The sequence below is a fragment of the Glaciecola petra genome, from assembly GCF_031846345.1.
GTDB classification, from domain to species: domain Bacteria; phylum Pseudomonadota; class Gammaproteobacteria; order Enterobacterales; family Alteromonadaceae; genus Glaciecola; species Glaciecola petra.
Genome location: NZ_JAVRHX010000002.1, coordinates 583,151 through 605,457, shown reverse-complemented (window position 1 = coordinate 605,457; position 22,307 = coordinate 583,151). Strand labels below are relative to the sequence as shown.

At 41.0% G+C, this 22,307-nt stretch carries 21 protein-coding genes; 14 read left to right on the top strand and 7 right to left on the bottom strand.

Annotation, left to right across the window (positions count from 1 at the left end; translation table 11 throughout):
• The first annotated feature begins 49 nt into the window (after positions 1-49).
• From RM552_RS10470 to RM552_RS10455, 4 genes are all read left to right on the top strand, one after another.
• Positions 50-1,207 (top strand): response regulator, encoded by a 1,158-nt coding sequence (locus tag RM552_RS10470; protein ID WP_311368779.1) that lies wholly within the window; start codon positions 50-52, stop codon positions 1,205-1,207.
• 227 nt (positions 1,208-1,434) lie between these two features.
• The gene (locus tag RM552_RS10465) at positions 1,435-3,393 is read left to right on the top strand and encodes a serine hydrolase domain-containing protein (protein WP_311368778.1); all 1,959 of its coding nucleotides are present in this window, start codon (positions 1,435-1,437) and stop codon (positions 3,391-3,393) included.
• An 18-nt stretch (positions 3,394-3,411) separates the two neighbouring features.
• Positions 3,412-5,058 carry an amidohydrolase family protein gene (locus RM552_RS10460; RefSeq protein ID WP_311368777.1) on the top strand — a complete coding sequence of 549 codons (1,647 nt, stop codon included), beginning with the start codon at positions 3,412-3,414 and terminating at the stop codon, positions 5,056-5,058.
• 22 nt (positions 5,059-5,080) lie between these two features.
• Complete coding sequence (locus tag RM552_RS10455) at positions 5,081-6,637, top strand: alpha/beta hydrolase-fold protein (RefSeq protein ID WP_311368776.1); 1,557 nt, start codon at positions 5,081-5,083, stop codon at positions 6,635-6,637.
• Positions 6,638-6,717: 80 nt separating this feature from the next.
• Here the strand turns inward: RM552_RS10455 and RM552_RS10450 are convergent, their stop codons facing one another.
• A complete protein-coding gene (locus RM552_RS10450) occupies positions 6,718-7,125 on the bottom strand; it encodes a DUF1304 domain-containing protein (protein ID WP_311368775.1) in 408 nt (135 codons plus the stop codon).
• 276 nt (positions 7,126-7,401) lie between these two features.
• On the opposite strand from RM552_RS10450, the gene RM552_RS17750 reads away from it, so the two are divergent.
• A complete protein-coding gene (locus RM552_RS17750; RefSeq protein ID WP_432277211.1) occupies positions 7,402-7,632 on the top strand; it encodes a M20/M25/M40 family metallo-hydrolase in 231 nt (76 codons plus the stop codon).
• Positions 7,610-7,741 carry a hypothetical protein gene (locus tag RM552_RS10445; protein WP_349254628.1) on the top strand — a complete coding sequence of 44 codons (132 nt, stop codon included), beginning with the start codon at positions 7,610-7,612 and terminating at the stop codon, positions 7,739-7,741. Before RM552_RS17750 ends, RM552_RS10445 begins: the two co-directional genes overlap by 23 nt.
• A 32-nt stretch (positions 7,742-7,773) precedes the next feature.
• Here RM552_RS10445 and RM552_RS10440 read toward each other — a convergent pair whose 3' ends face one another.
• The 5 genes from RM552_RS10440 to RM552_RS10420 are packed head-to-tail and all read right to left on the bottom strand — an operon-like array spanning position 7,774 to position 12,140.
• On the bottom strand, positions 7,774-8,520 hold the full coding sequence (locus RM552_RS10440) for a DUF6090 family protein (RefSeq protein WP_311368774.1): 747 nt from the start codon (positions 8,518-8,520) through the stop codon (positions 7,774-7,776).
• Positions 8,517-9,779, bottom strand: coding sequence for a serine hydrolase domain-containing protein (locus RM552_RS10435; RefSeq protein ID WP_311368773.1), 1,263 nt, complete (start codon positions 9,777-9,779; stop codon positions 8,517-8,519). The genes RM552_RS10440 and RM552_RS10435 overlap by 4 nt, the downstream gene beginning before the upstream one ends.
• Positions 9,776-10,528 carry a DUF6090 family protein gene (locus tag RM552_RS10430; RefSeq protein ID WP_311368772.1) on the bottom strand — a complete coding sequence of 251 codons (753 nt, stop codon included), beginning with the start codon at positions 10,526-10,528 and terminating at the stop codon, positions 9,776-9,778. The genes RM552_RS10435 and RM552_RS10430 overlap by 4 nt, the downstream gene beginning before the upstream one ends.
• Positions 10,528-10,680 carry a hypothetical protein gene (locus RM552_RS10425; RefSeq protein WP_311368771.1) on the bottom strand — a complete coding sequence of 51 codons (153 nt, stop codon included), beginning with the start codon at positions 10,678-10,680 and terminating at the stop codon, positions 10,528-10,530. The genes RM552_RS10430 and RM552_RS10425 overlap by 1 nt, the downstream gene beginning before the upstream one ends.
• Positions 10,680-12,140, bottom strand: a complete 1,461-nt coding sequence (locus RM552_RS10420) for a serine hydrolase domain-containing protein (RefSeq protein WP_311368770.1) — start codon at positions 12,138-12,140, stop codon at positions 10,680-10,682. Before RM552_RS10420 ends, RM552_RS10425 begins: the two co-directional genes overlap by 1 nt.
• A gap of 210 nt (positions 12,141-12,350) precedes the next feature.
• Between RM552_RS10420 and RM552_RS10415 the strand changes: the two genes are divergently transcribed.
• Positions 12,351-13,691 carry a hypothetical protein gene (locus RM552_RS10415; RefSeq protein WP_311368769.1) on the top strand — a complete coding sequence of 447 codons (1,341 nt, stop codon included), beginning with the start codon at positions 12,351-12,353 and terminating at the stop codon, positions 13,689-13,691.
• Positions 13,692-13,791: 100 nt separating this feature from the next.
• Positions 13,792-15,243, top strand: a complete 1,452-nt coding sequence (locus RM552_RS10410; protein WP_311368768.1) for a hypothetical protein — start codon at positions 13,792-13,794, stop codon at positions 15,241-15,243.
• Between the two features lie 99 nt (positions 15,244-15,342).
• Here the strand turns inward: RM552_RS10410 and RM552_RS10405 are convergent, their stop codons facing one another.
• Entirely contained in the window at positions 15,343-15,834 is a 492-nt protein-coding gene (locus RM552_RS10405; RefSeq protein WP_311368767.1) for a hypothetical protein, read from the bottom strand.
• Between the two features lie 261 nt (positions 15,835-16,095).
• Here RM552_RS10405 and RM552_RS10400 point away from each other — a divergent pair, with 261 nt between their 5' ends.
• From RM552_RS10400 to RM552_RS10375, 6 genes are all read left to right on the top strand, one after another.
• Positions 16,096-16,632 (top strand): YybH family protein, encoded by a 537-nt coding sequence (locus RM552_RS10400; RefSeq protein ID WP_311368766.1) that lies wholly within the window; start codon positions 16,096-16,098, stop codon positions 16,630-16,632.
• Positions 16,633-16,896: 264 nt separating this feature from the next.
• Positions 16,897-17,688 carry a hypothetical protein gene (locus RM552_RS10395; RefSeq protein ID WP_311368765.1) on the top strand — a complete coding sequence of 264 codons (792 nt, stop codon included), beginning with the start codon at positions 16,897-16,899 and terminating at the stop codon, positions 17,686-17,688.
• A gap of 228 nt (positions 17,689-17,916) precedes the next feature.
• Complete coding sequence (locus RM552_RS10390) at positions 17,917-18,660, top strand: hypothetical protein (RefSeq protein WP_311368764.1); 744 nt, start codon at positions 17,917-17,919, stop codon at positions 18,658-18,660.
• 53 nt (positions 18,661-18,713) lie between these two features.
• Positions 18,714-20,066, top strand: coding sequence for a hypothetical protein (locus RM552_RS10385; protein ID WP_311368763.1), 1,353 nt, complete (start codon positions 18,714-18,716; stop codon positions 20,064-20,066).
• 117 nt (positions 20,067-20,183) lie between these two features.
• Positions 20,184-20,663, top strand: a complete 480-nt coding sequence (locus tag RM552_RS10380) for a DUF4440 domain-containing protein (RefSeq protein ID WP_311368762.1) — start codon at positions 20,184-20,186, stop codon at positions 20,661-20,663.
• Positions 20,664-20,723: 60 nt separating this feature from the next.
• Entirely contained in the window at positions 20,724-22,151 is a 1,428-nt protein-coding gene (locus tag RM552_RS10375) for a serine hydrolase domain-containing protein (protein WP_311368761.1), read from the top strand.
• Positions 22,152-22,307: the final 156 nt, after the last annotated feature.

Below are 22,307 nucleotides of genomic sequence, written 5' to 3'. Positions count from 1 at the left end.
TAAGCTTATGATATAACCTGAGGATTGTCAGTGACATAAGGATGTATGCGTGCAGTCTGCCAATATTTTACTCATCGAAGAAGACAAAATTTCACGTGAAGTTTTACAACTCATGCTGGCTCAAAAATTCAGCTTAAAGGTTGTAGAGGATCTACACACAGCTGAGGCTGAAATACTTGCTGATGAATACGACATTATCATTATGGATGTGCAAACAAAGGCGTATGACGGTTTGTCGCTTTGCAAACTTATATCAAGCCAATCAATGTCGTCACCACCGCTTGTTATTGCAATAGGCGAAACATCTAAAGAAGACGATATTCGTGATATTTTTGCGGCCGGCGCATACGACTACTTTGTAAAACCATACAATGTAGTCTTATTTTTCGAAAGTTTACAACGAATAGTTGCCACCTTAAACAACTATCAAGCGCTAGAAAAAAACGACCAAGATTCTCGTGATGTCCTTGGTGTTGCTATGTCTCAAGCATCATATTATGGTTTCGCATTTGATTTATTGTCTGAAATTAATCATTCAAAAAGTATTGAATCCTTAGCACAAACTGTTTTAAACGGACTCTCCAGCCGAGGCATTCACTGCGCACTCCAAATAACCGACACGCAAGGTAATATTAGTACTTTCGAAGAAAACAAAGATGTTGTAGGTGAACGTACCTTACAAGTATTTAGTGTTGTTAGAGATCAAGGCCGGGTTTTTCGATTTGGAAGAAGGCTAGTATTTAATGACGACCATGCATCACTTTTTGTAAAATCGATGAGTGATATGGGAGATACCGCCTACGATTGTGTATTAGATATCGGCGCTAAGCTCATCCCATGTATAGAAGAACAAATATTTTCAATAGGTGAACATTTACTGTTAACTGAGCTGCAAACAGAAACTAAAAATATAGTCCAAGAACTGCATACGGCGCTTACCTTACAAACAGATAAAACTGATAAAATCATCCAAAATGTTGCGGGTAATATCAATACAAGTTTTGATAAATTAGAATTAACTGAAGCCCAAGAACAATTCTTTTTAAAGTTGATCGAAACAGAACTATTGGTCGAGCAATCAGGGGTTGATTTTGAATTGTTGGAACAATCAGCTCAAGCTATTTATGACAAAATAGCGATACTGCAAAATGAATCTGAAAAACAACCTGCTCATAGCAGTCAATTTGGCGATGTGGATTTGTTTTAACAACAATAATTGAAGCGCTTATCAATTCGGTCTTTCATGACAGGCTATGAGCATCCAACTGCATAACATAGCGGGTTACGCTGCGAAGACTCCTCTAGCAAGAGCGACACTACAGAATATGTAATAGGTGAACAAACATTATTAACGCTTTATTGACGTTTTTAGGATTTATATACCACTCAATAATTGCTAGTCTGTGTTATTAGTTCAGGCAGAGGATTGTGAACATGACTTGCAATAAAACAATAATATCACGCAAAAAACACAACATATTTTGCTTTATAAGCCTATTTTTTACCTTTTGTTTTACGCTAAATGCTCAAAACGAAACGACAATTGAAAAACCGATAGAAAGTACCAATAGCTCCCAGATTGACATTAATGCTTTACGCCACTTTATCGATGGTTATGTCGACGCATCCATAAACGACTTTGACCCACCTGGGATGGTGGTATCAGTCGTGTTGGGTGAGCAACAAATTACTAAAGGTTATGGCATCGCAAATGCCGAAACAGGCGCATTAAATACAGACGAAACTTTATTTAGAATAGGGTCTATATCAAAACTATTTGTGTGGTTGTCGGCACATATGCTAGCCGAAGAAGGCAAGTTGGATTTAAATGCGCCGGTTAATAATTACTTCGATGGTTTTGCTATAGAAGATGCTTTTGATCGTCAAATTACCATGCGCGATTTGATGTCACATCGACCTGGTTTTGAAGACAGTTTAAAGGACTTTCTCGATCCTAATCGCAATGTTTCGATTGAAGAAGCAGTCGCCACTGGCATTCCCAACAGAGTTGCTCCAGCAGGAGAACGCACTAGTTATTCAAACTCAGGCACCAATATAGCCGCTTATGTAGTAGAGCAAGTTAGCGGATTGTCATTTTATGAATTTGTAGAACAACGCATATTAGCACCCGTCGGTCTGCAATCTACCACCTTAAGAGACCCTGGTATTGAGCGTAATCCTCTTGCCCTTGAGCAACGCATGGCTAAGCCACACAAAATAGAAAATGGCACTCCTGTAGTGATCAATTATATGGCGGTTCGCCCCCAAGAGCCTGTGGGCGCTGTGGCCATGGATGCAAAAGACGCGGCTATTTTTATGCGTATGTTACTTGATGGTACTCAATATAAAGGCGGGCGATTACTCTCTCAAGAATCTTGGGAGCGGATTAAAAAGCCTGCGTTTGAAGATGCAATAGGCGGCGACGACATGGGATGGGGCTTCATGCTCAATGATGTTGACGGTTTTGCTACCGTGGGCCACGGTGGCGCGACACAGTTTTTAAGCTGGATGTTTATAATACCTGAGCTAGATATGGGTGTGTTTGTCTCCTCAAACATGAATTCGTCTGGTGCTCGTGGCGAAGGCTTAGCGTGGTCAATTGCGCGACAAATAAGCAAAACTGGCACAATCGATAAATTTTTAGCGATTGAAGGAAATCCTGAAGCGGCCAAACTAGTTGCCGGAAACTATTTAAACAATCGAAGAGACTTTACCAGTGGCGCTGCAATGTTTTCTTTAGCTAGCGACATCCAAATTACTGCTACGGACGATGGATATTTGGTATTTCCTGGCACACCAAGCGTCCGCTATGCGCCACTAAACGACCAAATTTGGGTAAGTAAAAGTGGAAGACGCATACGTGTTGTAACAAACGAAGCAGGTGAAGTACTCAGATTACATAGCAGTTTAGGCTCTTCGACGCTTGAACGGATCTCTTTTATTTCAACAAGTGGCGCTTTATTTCTGGGCTTTGGTGGTGTAGTTTTATTATCAATGACGAGTTTACTTGGCATGTACTATCGATATGGAAGAGGATTAACCCTCACTCCGATTGGTAAAAAGTTAGCATGGATAAACATCGCGTCGGTTGTCTCATGGAGTACTTTTTTCGCTAGTTTGGCATTCGCGGCCATGTCACTTTCCGAGTTAGATATTACCACTATAGACGACACATCGTTTCCACCTACAAGTGTTAAAGTCGCTTTTGCGCTAAGCGTTTTGCTTTGCCTTGTTGCCTTGCTCCATATACTGAGCGTAATACCAGCATGGTTTGGTTCACAATGGCCTATTTGGCGACGAATCACCTATACCATGTATGCAATGTTTTCAGTATTTGCAGTATATTTGTTATATCACTGGAATTTGATAGGCGCATCTATCTACGGTTTATAAATTAAAATAGGAAAAGCGATGAAGAAGCTGTTTGTTACTTTTGCCATAACCCTATGTTGTATCTCTAACTTCAGCATAGCTAAAGTGAATGAATTGGTGCTACATAACATTAATATTATTGATGTTAAAACCCTAGCGCTAAAACCAAATATGACGATTGTCATTTCCGACGCTAAAATTTCATCTATTGAAAAAGGTGATTACAAAAGTACAGCAGAAAATGCAATTTATATCGACATGACCGGCAAATATGCGATACCTGGCTTAATAGACGCTCATGTACATCATGCTACCAACCCAGATACGTGGGACAAGTTCTCAACGACTAAGGCGCGTTTACAACACTTATTGCGTGGTGGTGTAACTAGCGTAAGAGATATGGGCGGTGACGGGCGAACGCTAGCAAACCTAAAACGTTTAGCCGAAATTGATCAAATTCAATCGCCAGATATTTATTTTTCTGTAATTATTGGCGGCCAAACATTTTTTGATGACCCACGCACTATAGCGTCGGCTAAAGGCAGGCAGTCAGGTAACACCGTTTGGATGCGGTCAGTTGATAATGAGTCAAACTTTGATGCTATTGTTCTTCAAGCAAAAGGGCTTGGCGCAACTGGTATAAAGGTATATGCGGATTTGCCAGCGGATGTGTTACCTCCATTATACACCAGCGCTAAAGAACACGGTTTAAAGGTTTGGGCACATACTCTTATTTCGCCCGCCACTCCGCTTGAATCTGTGCAAGCTGGTGTCGAAGTGATGTCGCATATCCCTGATTTAGCTGGTCAAGTTATTGCTAATTTCCGTGATTGGCGAATAGGTAAAAAACAATTGTCGGATGATTTATTCGAACGTTCTATGGATGCTGGCAGTTACGATGAACTTTTCGATGCTATTAAAAAGAATGATGTGATACTTGACGCAACCATGTCGGTCTTTGAAAGATCCAAAAGCGCCAACGATGTGAGAAAAAAGAACTATCAACAAGCTAAGTTTTTATTACGTTTAGCTGCCCAAGAAGGCTTAAAAATTGGCGCAGGAACCGATGCTTTTGCAGATTTAGAAAACGATGCTTTGCCACCTTTATTTAAAGAACTTAGCTTATTAGTAAATGAAGGTGGACTGACTCCATTACAAGCTATTCAAAGTGCCACCTTGATTAATGCTCAGGCTTTAGGTATTGAGCAAACTCATGGTTATCTTGCGGCTGGAAAACGAGCAAACTTAGTCATTCTGGATGAAGACCCATCGGCTGACATTGAGAATACAAAGAAGATAAGGCACGTGATTAAAAATGGTCAATTTGTTTTTCGTGGAGACATGCCTGGCCTACCCTTTGTAAATGCAAAACAGGTCGATGGTACGCTATGGATGTCAGGGCAAATCGGCAATTTACCCACCACCATGACTCTAGCTGGCGATACTATTGAGTCGCAAATGCACCAAACCTTAAAGAATATCGGTAGTGTATTAAAAGACTACGATTTGGATTATAACGATGTTGTTAAGTGTACATTGATGCTTGCTGATATCGATGAGTGGGCCAAAGCTAATGTTGTATATAAACAATATTTTACTGACAACTTGCCCACTCGCAGTGCTTTTGGGGCAAATGGCTTGGCGCTTAATGCAAAAGTAGAAGTAGAGTGCATTGCTCAGTTATAAACGTTCAGAATAAGGATAAAAAATGAGAACCTTTTTAGCACTTACTTTTATAGTGATATTTGCAGGTTGCACAGCTACAGATAATGCCTTGCAACCAACAACACAAAGCTCAAATACTGCTTCAGGTGAATTTGGGATAAAAGTGGCCTCATCATTTCAAGATACTGCTGCAACAGAAGGAAGAATTTTTCTATTTTTAAGCAAAAACGACAGCCGCGAACCACGCGAACAATTGTGGCCACTTAGCGAACATAAAAACTATATATTTGCAAGAAATGTTGCGTTTTCCTCTCATTCTAATGGCATGATCTTAAACAATGATTCCGAGCTAATGAGCACGGCATCTTTTGATCTGGATTCCATACCGGTAGGCGAGTACTCACTGCAAGCACTGTGGCATCAAGACACATCTAAACCTTATATAAACTCGCCAGGTAACTTATACAGTGAAGTCAAAACCATCAACATTACTGCCGACTTTGTCGAAAATATAGAACTCTCGAAAAGTATTCAAGCTGAACAATTAGTCGACCATCCTCTAGTCAAAAAAATCACTATTCAAAGTAAAGTATTAAGCGAATTTTGGGGGCGCCCATATTCGATTACTGCCTCTGTCTTATTGCCTCATTCGTACTATGAAAATTCCCAAACCACCTACCCCATTCGTTATAATGTTGCTGGCTATGGCGGCAGATATACAAGAGTGGAGAGGCCAGTTGGTTCCGAAGAGTTTATGCAGTGGTGGGAAAGTGATGGCGCTCCGCAAATTATTACCGTGTATTTAGACAGCGCTGGACCATTTGGTGATAACTATCAATTAGACTCAGCTAACAATGGTCCCTTTGGCCAATCCTTAATTAACGAGTTAATTCCTGCTATAGAATCAGAATTCAGGGCAAAAGGAAGTGGTAAATATCGCTTTACTGATGGCTGTTCAACAGGTGGCTGGGTGTCTTTGGCGCTACAACTGTATTACCCCGATTCATTCAACGGAGTATTTTCATACAGCCCCGATTCGATAGATTTCTCAGCCTATCAATTGGCTAACATCTATGAAGACGAGAATATATTTTACAATAAATGGAATAATTTAAGACCGGTGGCAAGGACTGTTTTTGGCGACCCTATTGTGACCTTACAAGAATTTATAAAAATTGAAAATGTGCAAGGCGTGTCAAATGACTACAGAACCTCTGGCGGCCAATTTAGTGCGCACACCGCTTTGTATAGCCCAAAAGGCGAAGACGGTTTACCCCTTGCACTGTTTGATCCAGAAACTGGAAAAATTAACCCAGAAGTAGCTGAAGCGTGGAAAAAGTATGACTTAAAACTCTACACTGAAGAAAATTGGGCTGAGCTTGGGCCAAAACTACAAGATAAAATCTATATTTGGATGGGCGACATGGACCATTTTTTCCTCAACCCAGCCACAAGAAAATTTTCGCAATTTTTAAAATCAACGGTTAATCCAGTATCTAACGCAGTGGTCGAATTTACGCCCATGGCTGGCCATTGTCAGAATTTTGGAGACAAAGTCGTATTAGAACAAATTCAGAAGCGCTTGATGGCAATAGATTAATTATTCTCTAGCAATACTAAGCATGAATGAAGCAATCTTACTCGGCTGATTTAGTAATACTTAAACCGAAAATGGGACAATTATTTATTGGCCGGTTCTAAATTTCGCTTAGCGATGGCAAAGGTAATGAGCGCTAAAAAAGGAAACGCTCCTTGAATAAAGGCAGCGCGTAGCATGTCTGGCACACTGAAAAACAACACGAGTGCAGCGCACAACATCGATAAACATGCATAGATAGCCAAGGTTTCACCCACGTTTTTTAGCCATTTCCCCGCTAGCATAATGCCAGCAAATGCTGCGATAGCCAAAAACAAATTATACCAACCCTGGTTATAAATGAAGGGGTCCACAAGGGCTGCCTGTTCAGCTGTGGCAAGCTGAAACCGGGTATACACCTTTTCATTGTTAAATAAAACGCTTTCCATCACGAAAAACACTACATGCATTAGGCCCGCTAGTGCAACAAAGGTCTTGGTCAAAATATTCATCGTTGTGTATCCATCAACTGAAAGGTGCCGAGGCTCAATTCTGCGATTAAAACACTCAAACTAATCCACTTCGGTAAAAATGTAAACATCATGTCCATATATCAAGCTGAGTGTTCTTTTCCCGTTTGCTTTTGCGATGTATTAACAAAACGAGCAGAATCAGGCTTCTGGTAACCAACAAAATGTATCTTTTGACAAGGCCTATCAGCGCAAAGCTCTCGAAATTTATCATGAAGTTATTTCTTACCGAACGGCAGCGAGTCACGGGCAAGTTTCATTTTTGGTCGAGGTACGTTTGACAATAAGTTGGGAGTTACCGCGCTAACGACTATTTTTTTAAGACTAAGAGCCGAAGTTTTTGTGCCAACTCGTGACTTGATCATTGCGTTTACTGGAGATGAAGAGTCAGGCATGCGGAGTACCGAGTTATTAGTCAACAAAACCATCTTATGCCAGTTTAATTCGTACCACTTGTGTAGCCACAATGCTATATGTAGGACATGCTGAAAATGCCTTATCACAATCAGTCAGTGCAACGGTTAACTGTAGAATATTTCCGGGTATAGAAGTTGAAATAATTCAGTCGACATCTCAGTCTGTCATGGGTGAAGGGTAATTGATTGGCGTAGCAGAAGTATCTCATCAGTACTATTTCAACTGCCGCAACAATGCTTGTGTTTCTTTGTATTCATGCTGCAATTTACTGACTAGAATCAACACATTTGTGTGCCAAGCTTCCCATGAATGTAGCCATTTTTGTAGTTCGAGATCTTGACAAGCTTTTTCCATTGCTACATTTAGCGCGATGGGGTAGCGAAAAACCTCATAATCTATTCCAAAATATTCACCTGTGTATTTTTCTGCTGATTTAATCGCTAAAGTCGACGAAGGTGCTGGCCTTGTAACAATGGGGTTTGGCTGAAATGGTGTCAAAGTCTCATCAGCAATTTGATGGTAAAAAAGCAAATCAGCAAAACGTGCTCGTACTGTGTTCGATTGTTCAGACAGTAAGATTGGATTTGTGGTCAATTCAGCTAGAGCCGTTGTACGTACGTAAAGTCCACGAACACCTCTAGTTTCACTCATAGCTGCATTGACAGCTTCAATGCTGTCTTGACCTGATGTGCAGGTAATGAGTGCATCTAGACCTGATTGCACAACCATTAACTCCTTATTAATGGTCTTATCTAACACCTCGAGAACCGTTAAGTTGCTCGAAATTTCATTGTCGAGTCTTTCTAATGCTTGAAGGTAGGCGTTGTGATGCGAGTTATTTTCATTCCAGTTGGTAATCTGAAATGCGATGAGTATGCCAATCACCACAATGAGAAAGTCAAGCCCAACAGCAAACCAGTTTTGGTCTTTCACGTGTTGGGTAATACGACGCAGGATCATGGCATAACACCAATTGTCTTGGTCGCAGGAATAATCTCATCGATAAAAGCGTTCACGGCAGGGGTCGCATGGCGACCTCGAATGTCCCACGCATTGAACACGGCAAGTAAGTCCAGATGCGGCACGATAACGAGTCGCTGGCCTCCAAAACCTTTGGCTTCATAGATAGCAGGTTTGCCATCTTGGTGTTTAATTACCCACCATTGATAACCATAAGCGTCATTGATTTGGTCGTTGTCTGGTGCAATATCGGTGACTGTTGGGGCGACTGACCGTTTGACCCAATCTGACGAGATGACTTGCATGCCATTCCACTGACCATCACGCAAGAAAAGGTAGCCAAAACGAGCAAAATCATGGGTACTTAAATATAATCCACCTTCGGTATCCGCTTCGCCGTCGGGTGTGATTTTCCAATGAAAATCATTAATGCCGATAGGCGTGAATAGGTGCTCTTTTGCATAATCATCAATCCTTTTTCCTGTTGCCTCACGGATGATTTTTCCAAGCAGTACGCTGACCCCATCGTTATATTCGAAAACGGTACCAGGCTCTGCGTCCATTGGGCGGCTAAGAGTGTACTGTATCCATTCCTGTGATGACTCCAACGCATTTGTGCTGTGGTTCGGGTCATCATAGCCACCTTCTGTTTGCCAATTGATTCCCGAACGCATGGTTAACAGGTCTTCAATAGTCAACTTTGCTCGCCTGATATCACTTTTATCGAAAATGTAGTCCTTAAAATAGTGCATTGCAGAGGTATCAATGCTGTCGATGAGGGCGTTATCAACGGCAATACCCAAAACTGCAGAGGTCACGCTTTTAGTCGCAGACTGGAGCGTGTGCAGCTCGCTCTGTTGGTAATAGGGGTGAAAATCGGGATGATCATAATTGTATTGTAGGTCGGCATTATTGACACCTACTTGGATCACATCCGGCCCCAGAGTCTTATAAATAGCGGCATAATCATGCTCAAATTGAGCCTCAGCGACCACTCGTCCATGACGGATCAACATGAAATGATCTAGCGGGCCAAAATAGCCAGCACGCATGCGTTCAAGGTAGGTTTTGATCACCTCGTTATCAATCCCTTCGGCGGAAGGCGTCGACTGTTGCCATTTTTCTTCCGGCCATGAAATGGCAGCTTTGACACTTGTCGAAGTAGACTCAATAAGTTTGGTGTTGTTTTGAGCAAGAGCAAAACTCAACAATCCGCTCAGTCCAAAGAGCGTTGTTGTAACAATAGCCTTAATCTTCATTTTGGCGCCTCGTGTTTGTTGTCACGCTCAGCGTTGACAGTGGATAATAAAGCGTTTGCATCGGATTCAATCCTGTTTAGTCTTAGGTATTGCCAATTAGAAAAGAATGCTATCGATTTTACCCTACCTAAGAACCGAGTATCCTTGATGGCAAGCGCTTGCAATGTTTCTAGTGTGGCGCTATCTCCGAGTCCGATACCTAAATCACTAAAATAATTCATAGTGATATTGGTTTGATTGTGTAAGGCTTTTTCATCATTGGTATTCTCTCGCAAGTCTTTGTAAAACTTAGTTAGATCACTAACTAACGTCCTATTAGTCAAAACGCTTATGCTGCCACTCTGAATCAGCTCTTCAAATGTGCTGTTAGTGCTTATTAGGTAAGGACGAGTAACTAAGGCGGAGTAAGGATATGACAGTAAACTTTCTTGCGGTGCCACAACTTCCTCAATCGCCGGCCAAAACGAAGGACGTTTATAACCTGGTGCTGAGATCTCCAATACTAACTCGCTTATCGCCAGACTCGATAAACTTAATTTTTTTGCCGCTTGAATTTCAGCAATATCTGCCTCGAGGTCTCTGGCGAGTTCGGCCAAATAGCGCTGCTCTGCATCTCTATCTTGCCGCGACTCATTCCAACTGGTGATTTGAAATGCAATCAGAATTCCCACGACTACAATGAGGAAATCTAGCACCACTGCAAACCAGTTCTGATCTTTAACGTGTTTTGAAATCGAGCGTAATAACATCAGTAATCACTCTTTAGTAATTCATCTGGGCTCCACCAAATGTCTGGTGGATCGTCGAGTTGAGATTGAATTAAGGAACGGTCGAGATTGGCATAAGTGCCAGCAAATCGATAAACATTACGGCGCCTTAGTTCAGAGATAATGTTGCTCATTATTGCTTCACAAAAATGCGCGAACTTCTTATCCAGCCAATAGAGCCATCTTCATTGCGTATAAATTCGGCTTTAAAGTTACCGCTTTTGTCTACAATGCGATCTGTTTCAAAGAAGTTGAACGCCCGTAATGGCGACGGTGGTGCAATTTCATTGCCCAAGAAGCTTTGTTTTGGAATAGCTTGAATCATTAACTGTCCGTCCACTACCGTAATTTTTAAGTCTCTAAACGGACGGCTATATAATCCTGCGTACTCTACTAATTCTTGATGTGTCCGTGTCTGTAATATAGGTTCAGGGTTTCTGGCATCAAAGTATTGTTCAAGTGCGAAGGCAATCACTTTTTGATGTAACGCTCGTCCATTACCCGCATTCGTTAATACAGTAATTGCGAAGTCTTTTTCTGGGATGAGTAATAAGTATGCCTGTTGGCCATTGGTAGCACCGCCATGTGTTACAACTTTCAGATTTCCGACTGAACTTAAATGCCAAGTAATACCTATTGCGTCTTTTGTACCAACCTTGGCCGCTTGAGTGGCTTGCATAGCCAACAGAGATGCCTGCTGCATGACTTGATCGCCATCGCTATTGGTACCATCACCTAAGTGAAATGCGGCATATTTAAGCATATCACCTGCCGTCATGATGCCACCCCCAGCGGCCCAGGCTGCACGATATAAAGCCCAGCGCTGGGCAACTGATATGCCTTTGGCAGCGTTATTGTGGCCAACAACGTAAGGTTTGGTCATCACGTCACTTGGCACAATGTATGAATCATGCATGCCGATGTCATCAAAGATCATTGATTGCATTACGTTCTGAATAGTGTCTTTAGTCACAACTTCAATGATGTGCGCCGCAACATAAAAAGCACTATTGTTATAAGAATAAACGCTATTCAAGGGCGCCAATTGTTCGAGCTCTGTCATTTCAGCTAAAATGCGCGACAGAGCATCATCGCCTGCTCCTGCTTTAGTGCTGAAATGGTCACCAACCCAGCCGCTCATATGAGTTAATAAATCACGGACTTTCACATTGGCGGAAACCTGTTCATCTTTCACTTTAAAATTAGGCAAATATTGTCTAACGTTGGCATCTAAATCCAGTTTTCCTTGCTCGGCCAACCGCATCATAATGGTTCCGGTCATGGTTTTAGTTATCGAGCCAATCTGAAACAAGGTTTTGTCCGTGACAAGCTGCGGATTGTTAATGTTGGTGATACCAAATGCCCGGGTTCTATGTTCGCCATTAAACAAAACGCCAATAGCAACACCCGGCACTGTTTTTTCAGTCATTTCTTTGTTTACAAAGGCGCTAAGTTGTTCAAACCTTTTGTCAATTTCAGGATCGAGATTAGTGTTGCTCGAATGCTCATGTGCTTGGCTAAATGCTGCGATAAAAGTTACAGATAAGATTAATGAAAATAACGCGATACATCGCAGGGGTATGTGTGTTGTCATGTTCTTTCCTCGACCAAGCTCAGGCTGTTTTTTGTTCACCTTTTGTTGTTAGTAACACTACTAACAACCATCTCTACACGCAACGCCAAACAACAGAATTAACGCTTTATTAACGCTTTTGCGATTGAGAATAGGGTATTTCAACGATAGGATAATGAGTATTTGGGCGGATATTTATCATCCCTATATTTCAGGAATTTCAGAATTAGAATGCTGTTACGTCGGATCACAAAACACGTAAAAGATCAGAACTGGTTTGCCGTTGTGATTGACTTCACGATAGTAGTAGTTGGTGTTTTTATCGGTATTCAGGTCGCAAACTGGAATGATGAGCAAGGTGATCGCCACCGCGAAACGCTTATTCTGCAAAATATTGCGAATGACATACGATCCGACATCGCCAGTTATGAGGTCGCAATAGACGGCGCGTATGCAAAAATTATAGTCATTAACCACATTCTGAAAAATACCTCGCTCTTAGGCACAAACAATTTCATTGCGCACGCTAACATCGATGGTGTGAAATACGAGGAGTTTGTTGACGCGTATTTTGGCGACCTAACAAAAGAGTTTGAGGACAGGGTAGAGAGTCTCGACGGCGAATTATGGGGGGTCTCTGTGCTCGTGGGCAATGTTCAACCAAGCACCACCGCGTTTGACGCATTGGCGAGCGGCGGAGAGCTAGGATTGCTTCGGGACGACGGTCTGGTGAAAGATTTACAGAATTACCGCTATCTCACAAAATCATTGGTCAAAGCGCAAGATGTCACCTTTCGACCAGCCAGAGGCACCGCGATAGAAATCGGCTTAGAATACGGCCTTACCCCTTATCATGGCACAGATAAGGCGGAGTTCTTCAGTGTAGTTTCGGATAACCCAAAACTCTTGGCGACCTTGCGAACTCAGCTTGGCTGGGCTCAGGGGCATCTTACCATGCTGGGCGCGGCTCACATCAGCGCGACGTCATTGCTGGAGCAAATTGAGTTGCAATTAGGCATCACGACTACAGCGACGTCTTCAGACTCAGGCACTTCTGTTGATGAGGTTCATAAAGATCAATCTTGTTTCTTATCTACGAACGTCTCAAATAATAATGATTGGGTGTTCTTTGATTTAGGAAACACTTTGGTTGATACAACTCAAGGAGAGAAAAAATTTTCCTATTTACCTGGCGCTTTAAATTACTTAGCTATGCTTAAAAAAAGTGGATATAAATTAGGACTAATATCAAATATCCCTGTTTCTTGGGGAAACAATTTTGATGAACGGTTATTTGTATTGAAGGCAAATGTTAAATCAAACCTTAATTCAAACTTAACGGATTTTCCTTGGCATGACTTTGAACTCATAATTTTGCCAAATACAGCGGAAGACTATAAGCCCAATCCCAGCATGTTTTTAAAAGCCTATAATGCTAGTAAGAAATCAAACAATATTGTCTACTTCCAAGGAGAAAATGAAGCCGAGGTTTTGGCGGCTACAAAAGTTGGATTTGTATCTCATCAAGTAAAGGTTGAAAATGATAAAACCTCTTACATTATTTGCAAGTAAATTCACAATAGAAAAGGCAATAAAAGAAAAGGAAAATACCTGATCTTGGGCAGTGTGCAATACTATTGTACAGACCGATTCAGTTAAGGCTATGGCAGTTATGAACAGCAATGCTATCTTTAGAAGTATTCCCGTATTGCTATTGTTGGTGATTTTCCTAGTTTCGGCGTCCGTTCAAGCAAAGTTATCGGCTGATATTTGGTTCGTAAAAGCCGGTGCCGACGGCGATGGTAGAAGTATTGCGAGTCCAACAGGCTCATTAATTGTTATTGAAAATATCAGTAATATTGGAGATACAATTTTTGTATTACCAAGTGACTCAAGCTTAGACGGTGGAATTGCTCTCAAGAGCCGACAAAGCCTAATAGGCCTAACAGAGGCAGGTCGCAAACCTAGTATAACAAACTCTAATTTGACGCGAAATGCTGGGTGCGGAATCGTACTTGCCGATAATGGCAGTGTTTCAAACCTAAGGATTGAAGAGACCTTTGCTAGCGGTATATACGGATTCAATACTGCTTCAATCAGTATTGATGGTGTTGATATTCATGCTGCGAATCGGTCTGAATCTTTCATAGAAGAAAAGTATGCGACTCTTCCCGGAGCATTACCTCATGGCGCCATGGTTTTTGTCCAGTCTGAGACAGAAACCAAGATCTCTGTGACTTCATCTTTAATCAGTAAGGCCGCTGGGTTCGGCATCGTGTCGGTAACATCTAATTCTGCACGCAGCTCCATTAAAGTGAGCAACACCCAAGTAGAGGGAGGTTCTAAAATTGGATTTTTCGACGCAGGTATTTCTGCACTTGTTCAAGGTTCTAACGCAAACGTAAATTTGGAAGTATTTGATTCTCAAGTTTGGGGAAGATTCAGTCGTTCTGGCAGAAACATTATGATTGTTGCTAGTGGCGGAGCTCGCGCTGTCGCCCGCGTCGAAAAATCTTTCAGCGGCGCTACTGGACAAGACGGAATAGTGGCCGCTGTCATGCAAAGCCCCTCTCAGATAGACCTCTACATTCATGATTCAATAATTGAGGACGCGGGCCAAATGAATATTGAAGGCACTCTAGTTAATCTTGAGCCCGCTGATCCAGCAAGACCCAACCAGGGCAAAATCAGAATCGAAATAGATGGAAGTACAATTCGAAATGCGGGAGCTATTGAAGGTTTTGAGGATGTGGCCGCAAACATTTGGCTAGGAGGTTCACAGTTTCAAGCCGACCTAATGCCTGCTGTAGGCTCTTATGAGCTTAAAATCACCGACAGCAGAATTGAAGGTGCAGGTCGTTCTGGACTAGAGTTTGGCGATCATTCTTTACTAGCTAAGGGTTGGGCTGAAAAAAGTGAATACAATGTTTTATTAAGAGCTAATAGGATTTTGAACAATGGCGATGCTGAAGTGATGATTCACGCACCGATGGCGCGTATAGATGCGCGAAGAAACTGTTGGGGGCAGCCAGAGGGACTGCCGAAAAATCGGGTAGTAGTAGTATCTGAAGCTGAAACTTCCAAATTTGATACGACGGAGCCTGAACCCTGCAATGAACACTAAAGTTACTCTGTTCCATACGCCAATTTTTCGGATCATTTGCTTGGCTTATCGAAGAACTTGTCGTTTGTGTGCAGTACTTTTCTCCGCCGTAAAACGACCTTAATCAATAGGTTTTAAATCAACGCAAATAGTTTCAAGCTCTGCAATAAAGCCCGATGTGAAATTACCACGTGACGTTTGCCAAAAATTTATACCTAGGTCATTGCGTGTAAAACTGTTACAGGCAGATTTTAGATAACCTTGTGTTTCTGCTTCACCAAGTATTCCGGTATCGCGAAACTTCCAAGCAGCCTCTGTCAGATTTATTTGCATAACGTAGTAGGTTGTCAAAATCTCTTCATCCTTAGGTGATATGTCGTCGTCATTGTCGAGTTTGCCATCTCGAAAACGAATCCACAGATCATCTGAAGTAGGCATTTCATACTTCGACATTTCCATCGTGATGGTTAAGCCATTTAAAGAGATTAAGGCCTCTGCCTGCGATAGATTATTTGAATGTCGCAACTCAAGGCCAACAAATACAAGCCCTATAACTACGCCAATAGTGCTCAATGCTTCAAGGGTAATTCGCCCACGCGTCTTCTTAGTCACTGATGATTTATCCTTTTGTTAATCGAACCATGTCAATTATACAAAGTCTTGTGCCCAAAGAGGCGAACCGTAAGTGTTTTACTACGCGCTCTCTTTAGTTAACTAATGTGTAAAATAAGAGTAGTAATTGGCGCAGATAAACACAATAGCGATGGGTCATCAATATGCATTATTAACGATAAATTAACGATCGGTGCATGGTTAACTGTCTGTATTTAGCTTATTATTGTTTACATATGTCAAAGTAAAAAAGTGCACACCATGCGTAATTCAGTCAAGGTTTTATTAAAAAACATTGTCCTTGTTAGGACTACTCTATTACTTACATTTTCTTTTGGTTTAGCGTTTCAATCACAGTCTGCTGAGTTATCGCAACAGGATATAGATGACATTCGAGCCTCATCGAAAGAATGGGTTAACACTTATAACCAAAATGATTGGAAAGAACTCGCCGATTTATTTACATTAAACGCCACATTGATGCCTCCCAACAGCCTTGCCGTAATAGGTAGGCAGAACATTGCTTCATGGCAAGAAAAGTATGAAAGTGGGTTTCGTATAGCGTTTGAGATCCAAGAAATAGCTGGCAGCAACCATATTGCCTATGTCAGGGGGCGTTCTTGCGTCTTTATCCCTGACGATAAAGGTGGTTTTGGGGTAGATGTTGGAAAGTTTCTTGAAATTCGAAAAAAGCAGGAGAGCGGTGAATGGTTAATCGATGCTGATATTTTCAATTCTGATGCTGTGATAGGAAGCGAACTTGTTAATACTTGTCCATTCATAACAATCCTTCCGTAAACTAGCATTTTCAGTCTTGCACCAACAACAAATAATAAAATAACTAAGGCACCCTCATAATGAAAATTGGAATAAGGCCTTACCCCTTATCATGGCACAGATAAGGCAGAGTTCTTCCGTGTAGTATCGGATAACCCAAAACTCTTGGCGACTTACGAACTCAGCTTGGCTGGGCTCAAATGCTGGGCGCGGCTCACATCAGCGCGAAGCCATTGCTGGAACAAATTGAGTTGCAATTAGACATTACGGAGACTAAATAAATTCATGATTATCAGCCGCTTTACCCAAAACGTAAAAAAGCAAAACTGGTTTGCAGTAAGTGTTGATGTATTGGTGGTTATTGTGGGTATATTCCTCGGTCTTCAGGTTACTAATTGGCAAGCTGCTATTACCGAGCAAAAAACGGCTGAAAAGTACCTTGTAAGACTCAGCAGCGACTTGCAAGATGACTTAGATAGAATGCGCCATACAGAAGCCTTTTGGCATACGATTAAAAACTACACTGAACAGTCGTTAAGCTATCTTGAAGAACCTGAACAAAATACTCAAACCTCATGGAACGCAGTCCTTGGCTTTTTTCAGGCCAGTCAAATTGACCCATTTCAGGTAAACGATATTACCTACAACGAATTACAACAAGCGGGTCAATTATCTTTGTTAGAGAATCATGCCCTTCGCCAAAAACTCGCTGAATACTATTCGTTTAATGGTAGTGATATTGGTACAGAATTAATGCGCTACGTTCCTGCATATAGGGAAAGAGTTAGGGGGTTTATGCCATCAATAGTGACAGATTATATTTGGAAGAATTGCTATTCGAATGACAATATCAATAATAACATCAGTACTCAAAAACTGAAAACTTGTGAATCGCCAATAAGCGAAGACCAAAACCGACGTATTCTAGATAGTATTCAATCTGACCAAGAAATTTTATTGACATTGCGGTTTTGGTATTCAACACAAACCAGCGCTTTACAGTTTTTGCCTACCAACATAAAAACGGCTAAAGAACTGAGAGAAAATGTGCAACAAGAACTCGAAAATTTCGAATAATGAAAAGAGTGGGCGGCATGCCTGCAATGTTTTGTGACCAAATCCATTTAACCGAATCTTAAATATCAATGTGCCCTGCTGAGTATTAATTACGCAGATAAACACAATGGTGTTTGATTATCATTTTGCATAATTAACGCTTTATTAACGCTTAAGTGATTGAGAATGGGACGTTTCAACGATAATGTGCTGATTACATCAGCCTAACATGGGTATATATTGATCAAAATGCTGTTACGTCGCATAACAAAACACGTAAAAGAACAGAATTGGTTCGCTGTTAGCATCGATTTTTTCATCGTTGTCATTGGTGTTTTTATCGGTATTCAAGTGGCCAATTGGAATGAGGGGCAGGCTGACCAGCGACGCGCAAATGACTTGGTAGGGCGAATGATTTCTGAGGCTGAAGAAACGCAAGAACAGTTAACAGACTACATAATAGTTCATAAACTTATTAAGAATAACGCAGAACAACTCACACTAGCACTGAAAAACAAAGACACGTGTATTGCGATGAGTGATAAGCTTAAGATCCTGATTGTTAGTATTGCAGATTTCCCACCGCCCCGGTTTTCATTGTCAAACGCTGAACAAGCCGTGAATACAGGAAACTTGTCACTTATTCAGTCTCCCAGCGTTCGCGCTAGCATTCAGACGATAACCAATGAAATGAGATTCATCGATCGACAATGGCAACGGTATGTTCGGGTAAAACAAGATACCAATGAAGCAGCGCACCGAGCATCCGGTGTTGCATTTACTGGCCAAGGTACTATAAATTGGGTTGACTCAGATAGCTACGATCCCAATCAGTATGAGTTACTAACGCCAGCTAAAATTTGTGGCAATACCGAGCTCATTGGTCTCACTTCTAATCTTGCAGTACTACAGAGTATATACGTGAGCTACCTAGGCCAGTTCAAGTCAGCGCTAAACACATATCTTACAGCGCTTAGCCAAGATATTATTTGATGCTATTAAAGGATAGGATATTAAATGTTTAATACTATAAATTTGGAAACAAAATGACTCATACATCCACTAATTTAACCAAAGTAATCGTTTGTTTGATATTGACTATCTTTTTGACTGGATGCGGTAATTCGGTAAATACTGAATCACTGAAAAATGAGGCTGAAACCACGGCTAGCATTGATAGTATAGCGGAGTCATACGTCAAACTAGTGCTAGAAGTAGGACTATACGATAAAGATGTTGTAGATGCTTATTATGGCCCGGAAGAATGGCGCCCAGCTAAGTTAAAAGAAGATGCAGTATTTCCTCATCAACGGCTGTTAACGCGCGTATCTGAGCTGTCAGCACAGATAGCCTTGGTGGATATCTCTGGCAATACGCCTTTGCAACAAGCACGACACAATATGCTAGTTAAACAGCTAACTGCTATTGGCGCCAAAATTAATATTATCGCGGGTAATAACTACAGTTTTGATGAAGAAGCGCTGTTATTATATGACGCAAAACCCCCTTCATTTGAATGGTCTCACTTTGACCAACTATTGGCAGAACTTGACGCGAAGGTGCCCGGTGATGGGCCGTTAACACAACGGTATAATACTTATCGCAAAGCGTTTGAAATTCCAGAAGACAAACTAGAGAAGGTGTTTCAAACAGCAATCAAAGAAGCGCGTGTTCGCACCAAAAAGTATATCGAGCTACCAGCGAATGAAAACTTCGTCTTGGAGTTTGTAAAAGATAAACCTTGGGGAGGTTATAACTATTATCAAGGAAACGCACAAAGCCTAATCCAAGTAAATACTGACTTTCCTATTCCTATTCAGCGCGTCATCGATTTAGCAGCTCACGAAGGTTACCCTGGACATCACGTTTACAATCTTCTATTGGAACAAGACTTAGTCAATGAAAAAGGCTGGATTGAATTTTCTATATTGCCACTATTTTCACCTCAAGCATTCATCGCCGAAGGCACTGCAAACTATGGTATAGATATCGCTTTCCCGGGTGACAAGCGCATCAATTACGAAAAAGACGTATTATTTCCATTAGCCGGATTAAATCCTGAGGATGCTGATTTATATTATGAAATCCTCGCGTTAGTGGGTAAGCTCAATTATGCCAGCAATGAAATTGCCAGAGCCTATTTAAACGGAGTACATACGCGAGAAGAAACAAAGGCTCTTGTAATAAAATATACTATGCGCTCCCCAGAGCATGCTGAGAGCTTTTTTAGTTTTGTCGACAGCTATCGAAGTTATGTAATCAACTACAATATGGGTAAAGATACAGTAGCGGCTTATATGGAAAGACAAGGAGCAATTGCCGACAACCCAGAACGTCGTTGGCAAGTGTTTACAGATTTACTTAACAGCCCAAACACGGCCAGTAGTATTTCGCGATAGTGTTAAAACGCCAATTAATCGAACATTTGAGACAGCCAACTTGAAGAGTCTATAAAACTTATACTCATAATAATCGCGAGACTATTATGAGTTTTTCATCTTAAGGAGAAATACCCCGTGCGAGAGATTAGTTATTCCCTTACTTTCTTTTTATTTTTAGTATCTTTTGCCACATCAAGTGCTTCAAGTCCTCAATGCCACACAAATGAAATAACAGAAAAGATTGTCCAGCAGAGAGATCTTTTCAATAAGGCGATTAAAGAGGCTGATGCTGACGCAATTGCTGCTATCTTGTCTGAGTCAGTGATTTTAGTTACAGGTAGCGACAGTGTGTTGTTTACTGGAAAGCAAGCTCAATTGGATATTTGGCAATCTGATTTTGATAAGGGTGACGAACGAGACATATACCTTAGAACCACTCAGTGTGTGACTATTTCTAACTTAGGCTTTTTAGCAATGGAGTATGGAGAATGGAAAGGAAGCAGAGGCGACAATCTGCTGTTCTCAGGTTCTTACTCGGCTAAATGGCGCTTCAACAATGCAAGTCAATCATGGCTATTGGAAGCCGAAATATATATGACTGACTTTGTAAAATAGCCCAACATTTATAGAAACCGCCAACAAACATAAAATATTGTTAGAAAGGAAGTTGTAAAAATGCATCAATTTTATTCAGTCATCTTATGTGTTTTATTATTACTAAACGCAGGTTGCGTTCAAGACAAGCCGTCTTCTGAGCCAGTTTCTGACTTTTCAGATATTACAAATGATATAGATGCATTATTTGTGGAATGGGATACCCCAAGCCACCCAGGAGGGGCCGTTGGGATATACAAAGAGGGTAAGCTTATTTACAACAAAGCGTTTGGCTTAGCGAGCATAGAATATAATGTGCCAAATACTCTGCAAACTAGGTTCAATATCGCTTCTGTTTCAAAACAGTTTACCGCCTATGCAATTCTCTTATTAGAACAACAAGGCAAATTATCTTTAGATGATGATATACGATTATACCTACCTGAAGTCCCAGATTATGATGCGAATATTACTATAAAACACCTTATTCAGCATACCAATGGCCTAAGAAGTTTGCATGCAATACTTGGTATGGCTGGTTGGCGTGCAGACGATCGACGAACGCATGATGATTTAATGCGTGTTATCACTCAGGGCAATGCGCTAAATTTTGAACCCGGTTCAGAATATATGTATTCAAACACGGGGTTTATTTTCGCTGCAATGATAATCGAAAGGGTAACTGAGACTGCTTTCCGAACTTGGATGCAGGAAAACGTTTTTCAAGTTTTTAATATGCAAAACACATTTGTGTCTGATGATATCGACGAAGTACTGTTAAATGCAGCTTCTTCTTATATTATTGATGACGGCAAAGTTCAACGCGTTGCACCTTACTGGGCATACTATGGTTCAGGCAATATATACACAACTACGACGGACCTACTTAAGTGGGCTCAAAATTTCACGTTAGGTAATTTGAATGACGAAAGCCTGTTTAAGCAAATGAGTCAAAATGGAGTACTGAATTCTGGAGAAAATATCGCTCATGGCTTGGGTGTATTTTCAGAGGATTACCGCGGTCATAAACTAATTCAACATGGAGGTGCAATAGGAGGATTTAGGAGTCGTTTAGATATTTTACCTGAACATGATATTCAAATTGCCGTGCTTACAAACTTTAATCAAAGTATGGTTGTGTCTTTGGCAGATAGCATCAAAGACATATTGCTGAAGCTAGACCCAGAAGAATTAGAAAATCAACAGAAAGAGTCTTCTACAGAGATGCCAATTGCTCAAAGTGTTGAGGAGTTATCTTTACTCCAAGGGCATTATTTTTCATCAGAACTAGACACTTACTATCGTATATATAATCGAGAAAATAAGTTAGTACTTACTCATATTCGTCATGGCGAACATCAAATAACGTTTCTTCAGGGTAATAATTATCAAGTGAATTTTTATCCAATGCGAGATTTAACATTTAGTCGAGATGAGTCTGGGAACATTCTTGGTATGCATGCCAGCAACGCTAGAGTTAGAAACGTGTGGTTCGAAAAAATAGAATAAACATGCCAAAGTGCGAGCATTGTGAAAAGCGCAACATCAAGATTTTTGTTTGTATGATAGATATCCACGCTGTCTTTAAAGAAATACAGGTGTAATAAGCCTTTCACACTCAATATTAACGATAAATTAACGATCGGTGCATGGTTTACATTTTAT

Bases quoted from the DNA above. Each gene is read 5' to 3' on its own strand.
- RM552_RS10465 (WP_311368778.1), top strand. From the start codon at position 1,435: ATGACTTGCAATAAAACAATAATATCACGCAAAAAACACAACATATTT.
- RM552_RS10460 (WP_311368777.1), top strand. From the start codon at position 3,412: ATGAAGAAGCTGTTTGTTACTTTTGCCATAACCCTATGTTGTATCTCT.
- RM552_RS10455 (WP_311368776.1), top strand. From the start codon at position 5,081: ATGAGAACCTTTTTAGCACTTACTTTTATAGTGATATTTGCAGGTTGC.
- RM552_RS10450 (WP_311368775.1), bottom strand. From the start codon at position 7,125: ATGAATATTTTGACCAAGACCTTTGTTGCACTAGCGGGCCTAATGCAT.
- RM552_RS10445 (WP_349254628.1), top strand. From the start codon at position 7,610: ATGCTATATGTAGGACATGCTGAAAATGCCTTATCACAATCAGTCAGT.
- RM552_RS10440 (WP_311368774.1), bottom strand. From the start codon at position 8,520: ATGATCCTGCGTCGTATTACCCAACACGTGAAAGACCAAAACTGGTTT.
- RM552_RS10435 (WP_311368773.1), bottom strand. From the start codon at position 9,779: ATGAAGATTAAGGCTATTGTTACAACAACGCTCTTTGGACTGAGCGGA.
- RM552_RS10430 (WP_311368772.1), bottom strand. From the start codon at position 10,528: ATGTTATTACGCTCGATTTCAAAACACGTTAAAGATCAGAACTGGTTT.
- RM552_RS10425 (WP_311368771.1), bottom strand. From the start codon at position 10,680: ATGAGCAACATTATCTCTGAACTAAGGCGCCGTAATGTTTATCGATTT.
- RM552_RS10420 (WP_311368770.1), bottom strand. From the start codon at position 12,140: ATGACAACACACATACCCCTGCGATGTATCGCGTTATTTTCATTAATC.
- RM552_RS10415 (WP_311368769.1), top strand. From the start codon at position 12,351: ATGCTGTTACGTCGGATCACAAAACACGTAAAAGATCAGAACTGGTTT.
- RM552_RS10410 (WP_311368768.1), top strand. From the start codon at position 13,792: ATGAACAGCAATGCTATCTTTAGAAGTATTCCCGTATTGCTATTGTTG.
- RM552_RS10400 (WP_311368766.1), top strand. From the start codon at position 16,096: ATGCGTAATTCAGTCAAGGTTTTATTAAAAAACATTGTCCTTGTTAGG.
- RM552_RS10395 (WP_311368765.1), top strand. From the start codon at position 16,897: ATGATTATCAGCCGCTTTACCCAAAACGTAAAAAAGCAAAACTGGTTT.
- RM552_RS10390 (WP_311368764.1), top strand. From the start codon at position 17,917: ATGCTGTTACGTCGCATAACAAAACACGTAAAAGAACAGAATTGGTTC.
- RM552_RS10385 (WP_311368763.1), top strand. From the start codon at position 18,714: ATGACTCATACATCCACTAATTTAACCAAAGTAATCGTTTGTTTGATA.
- RM552_RS10375 (WP_311368761.1), top strand. From the start codon at position 20,724: ATGCATCAATTTTATTCAGTCATCTTATGTGTTTTATTATTACTAAAC.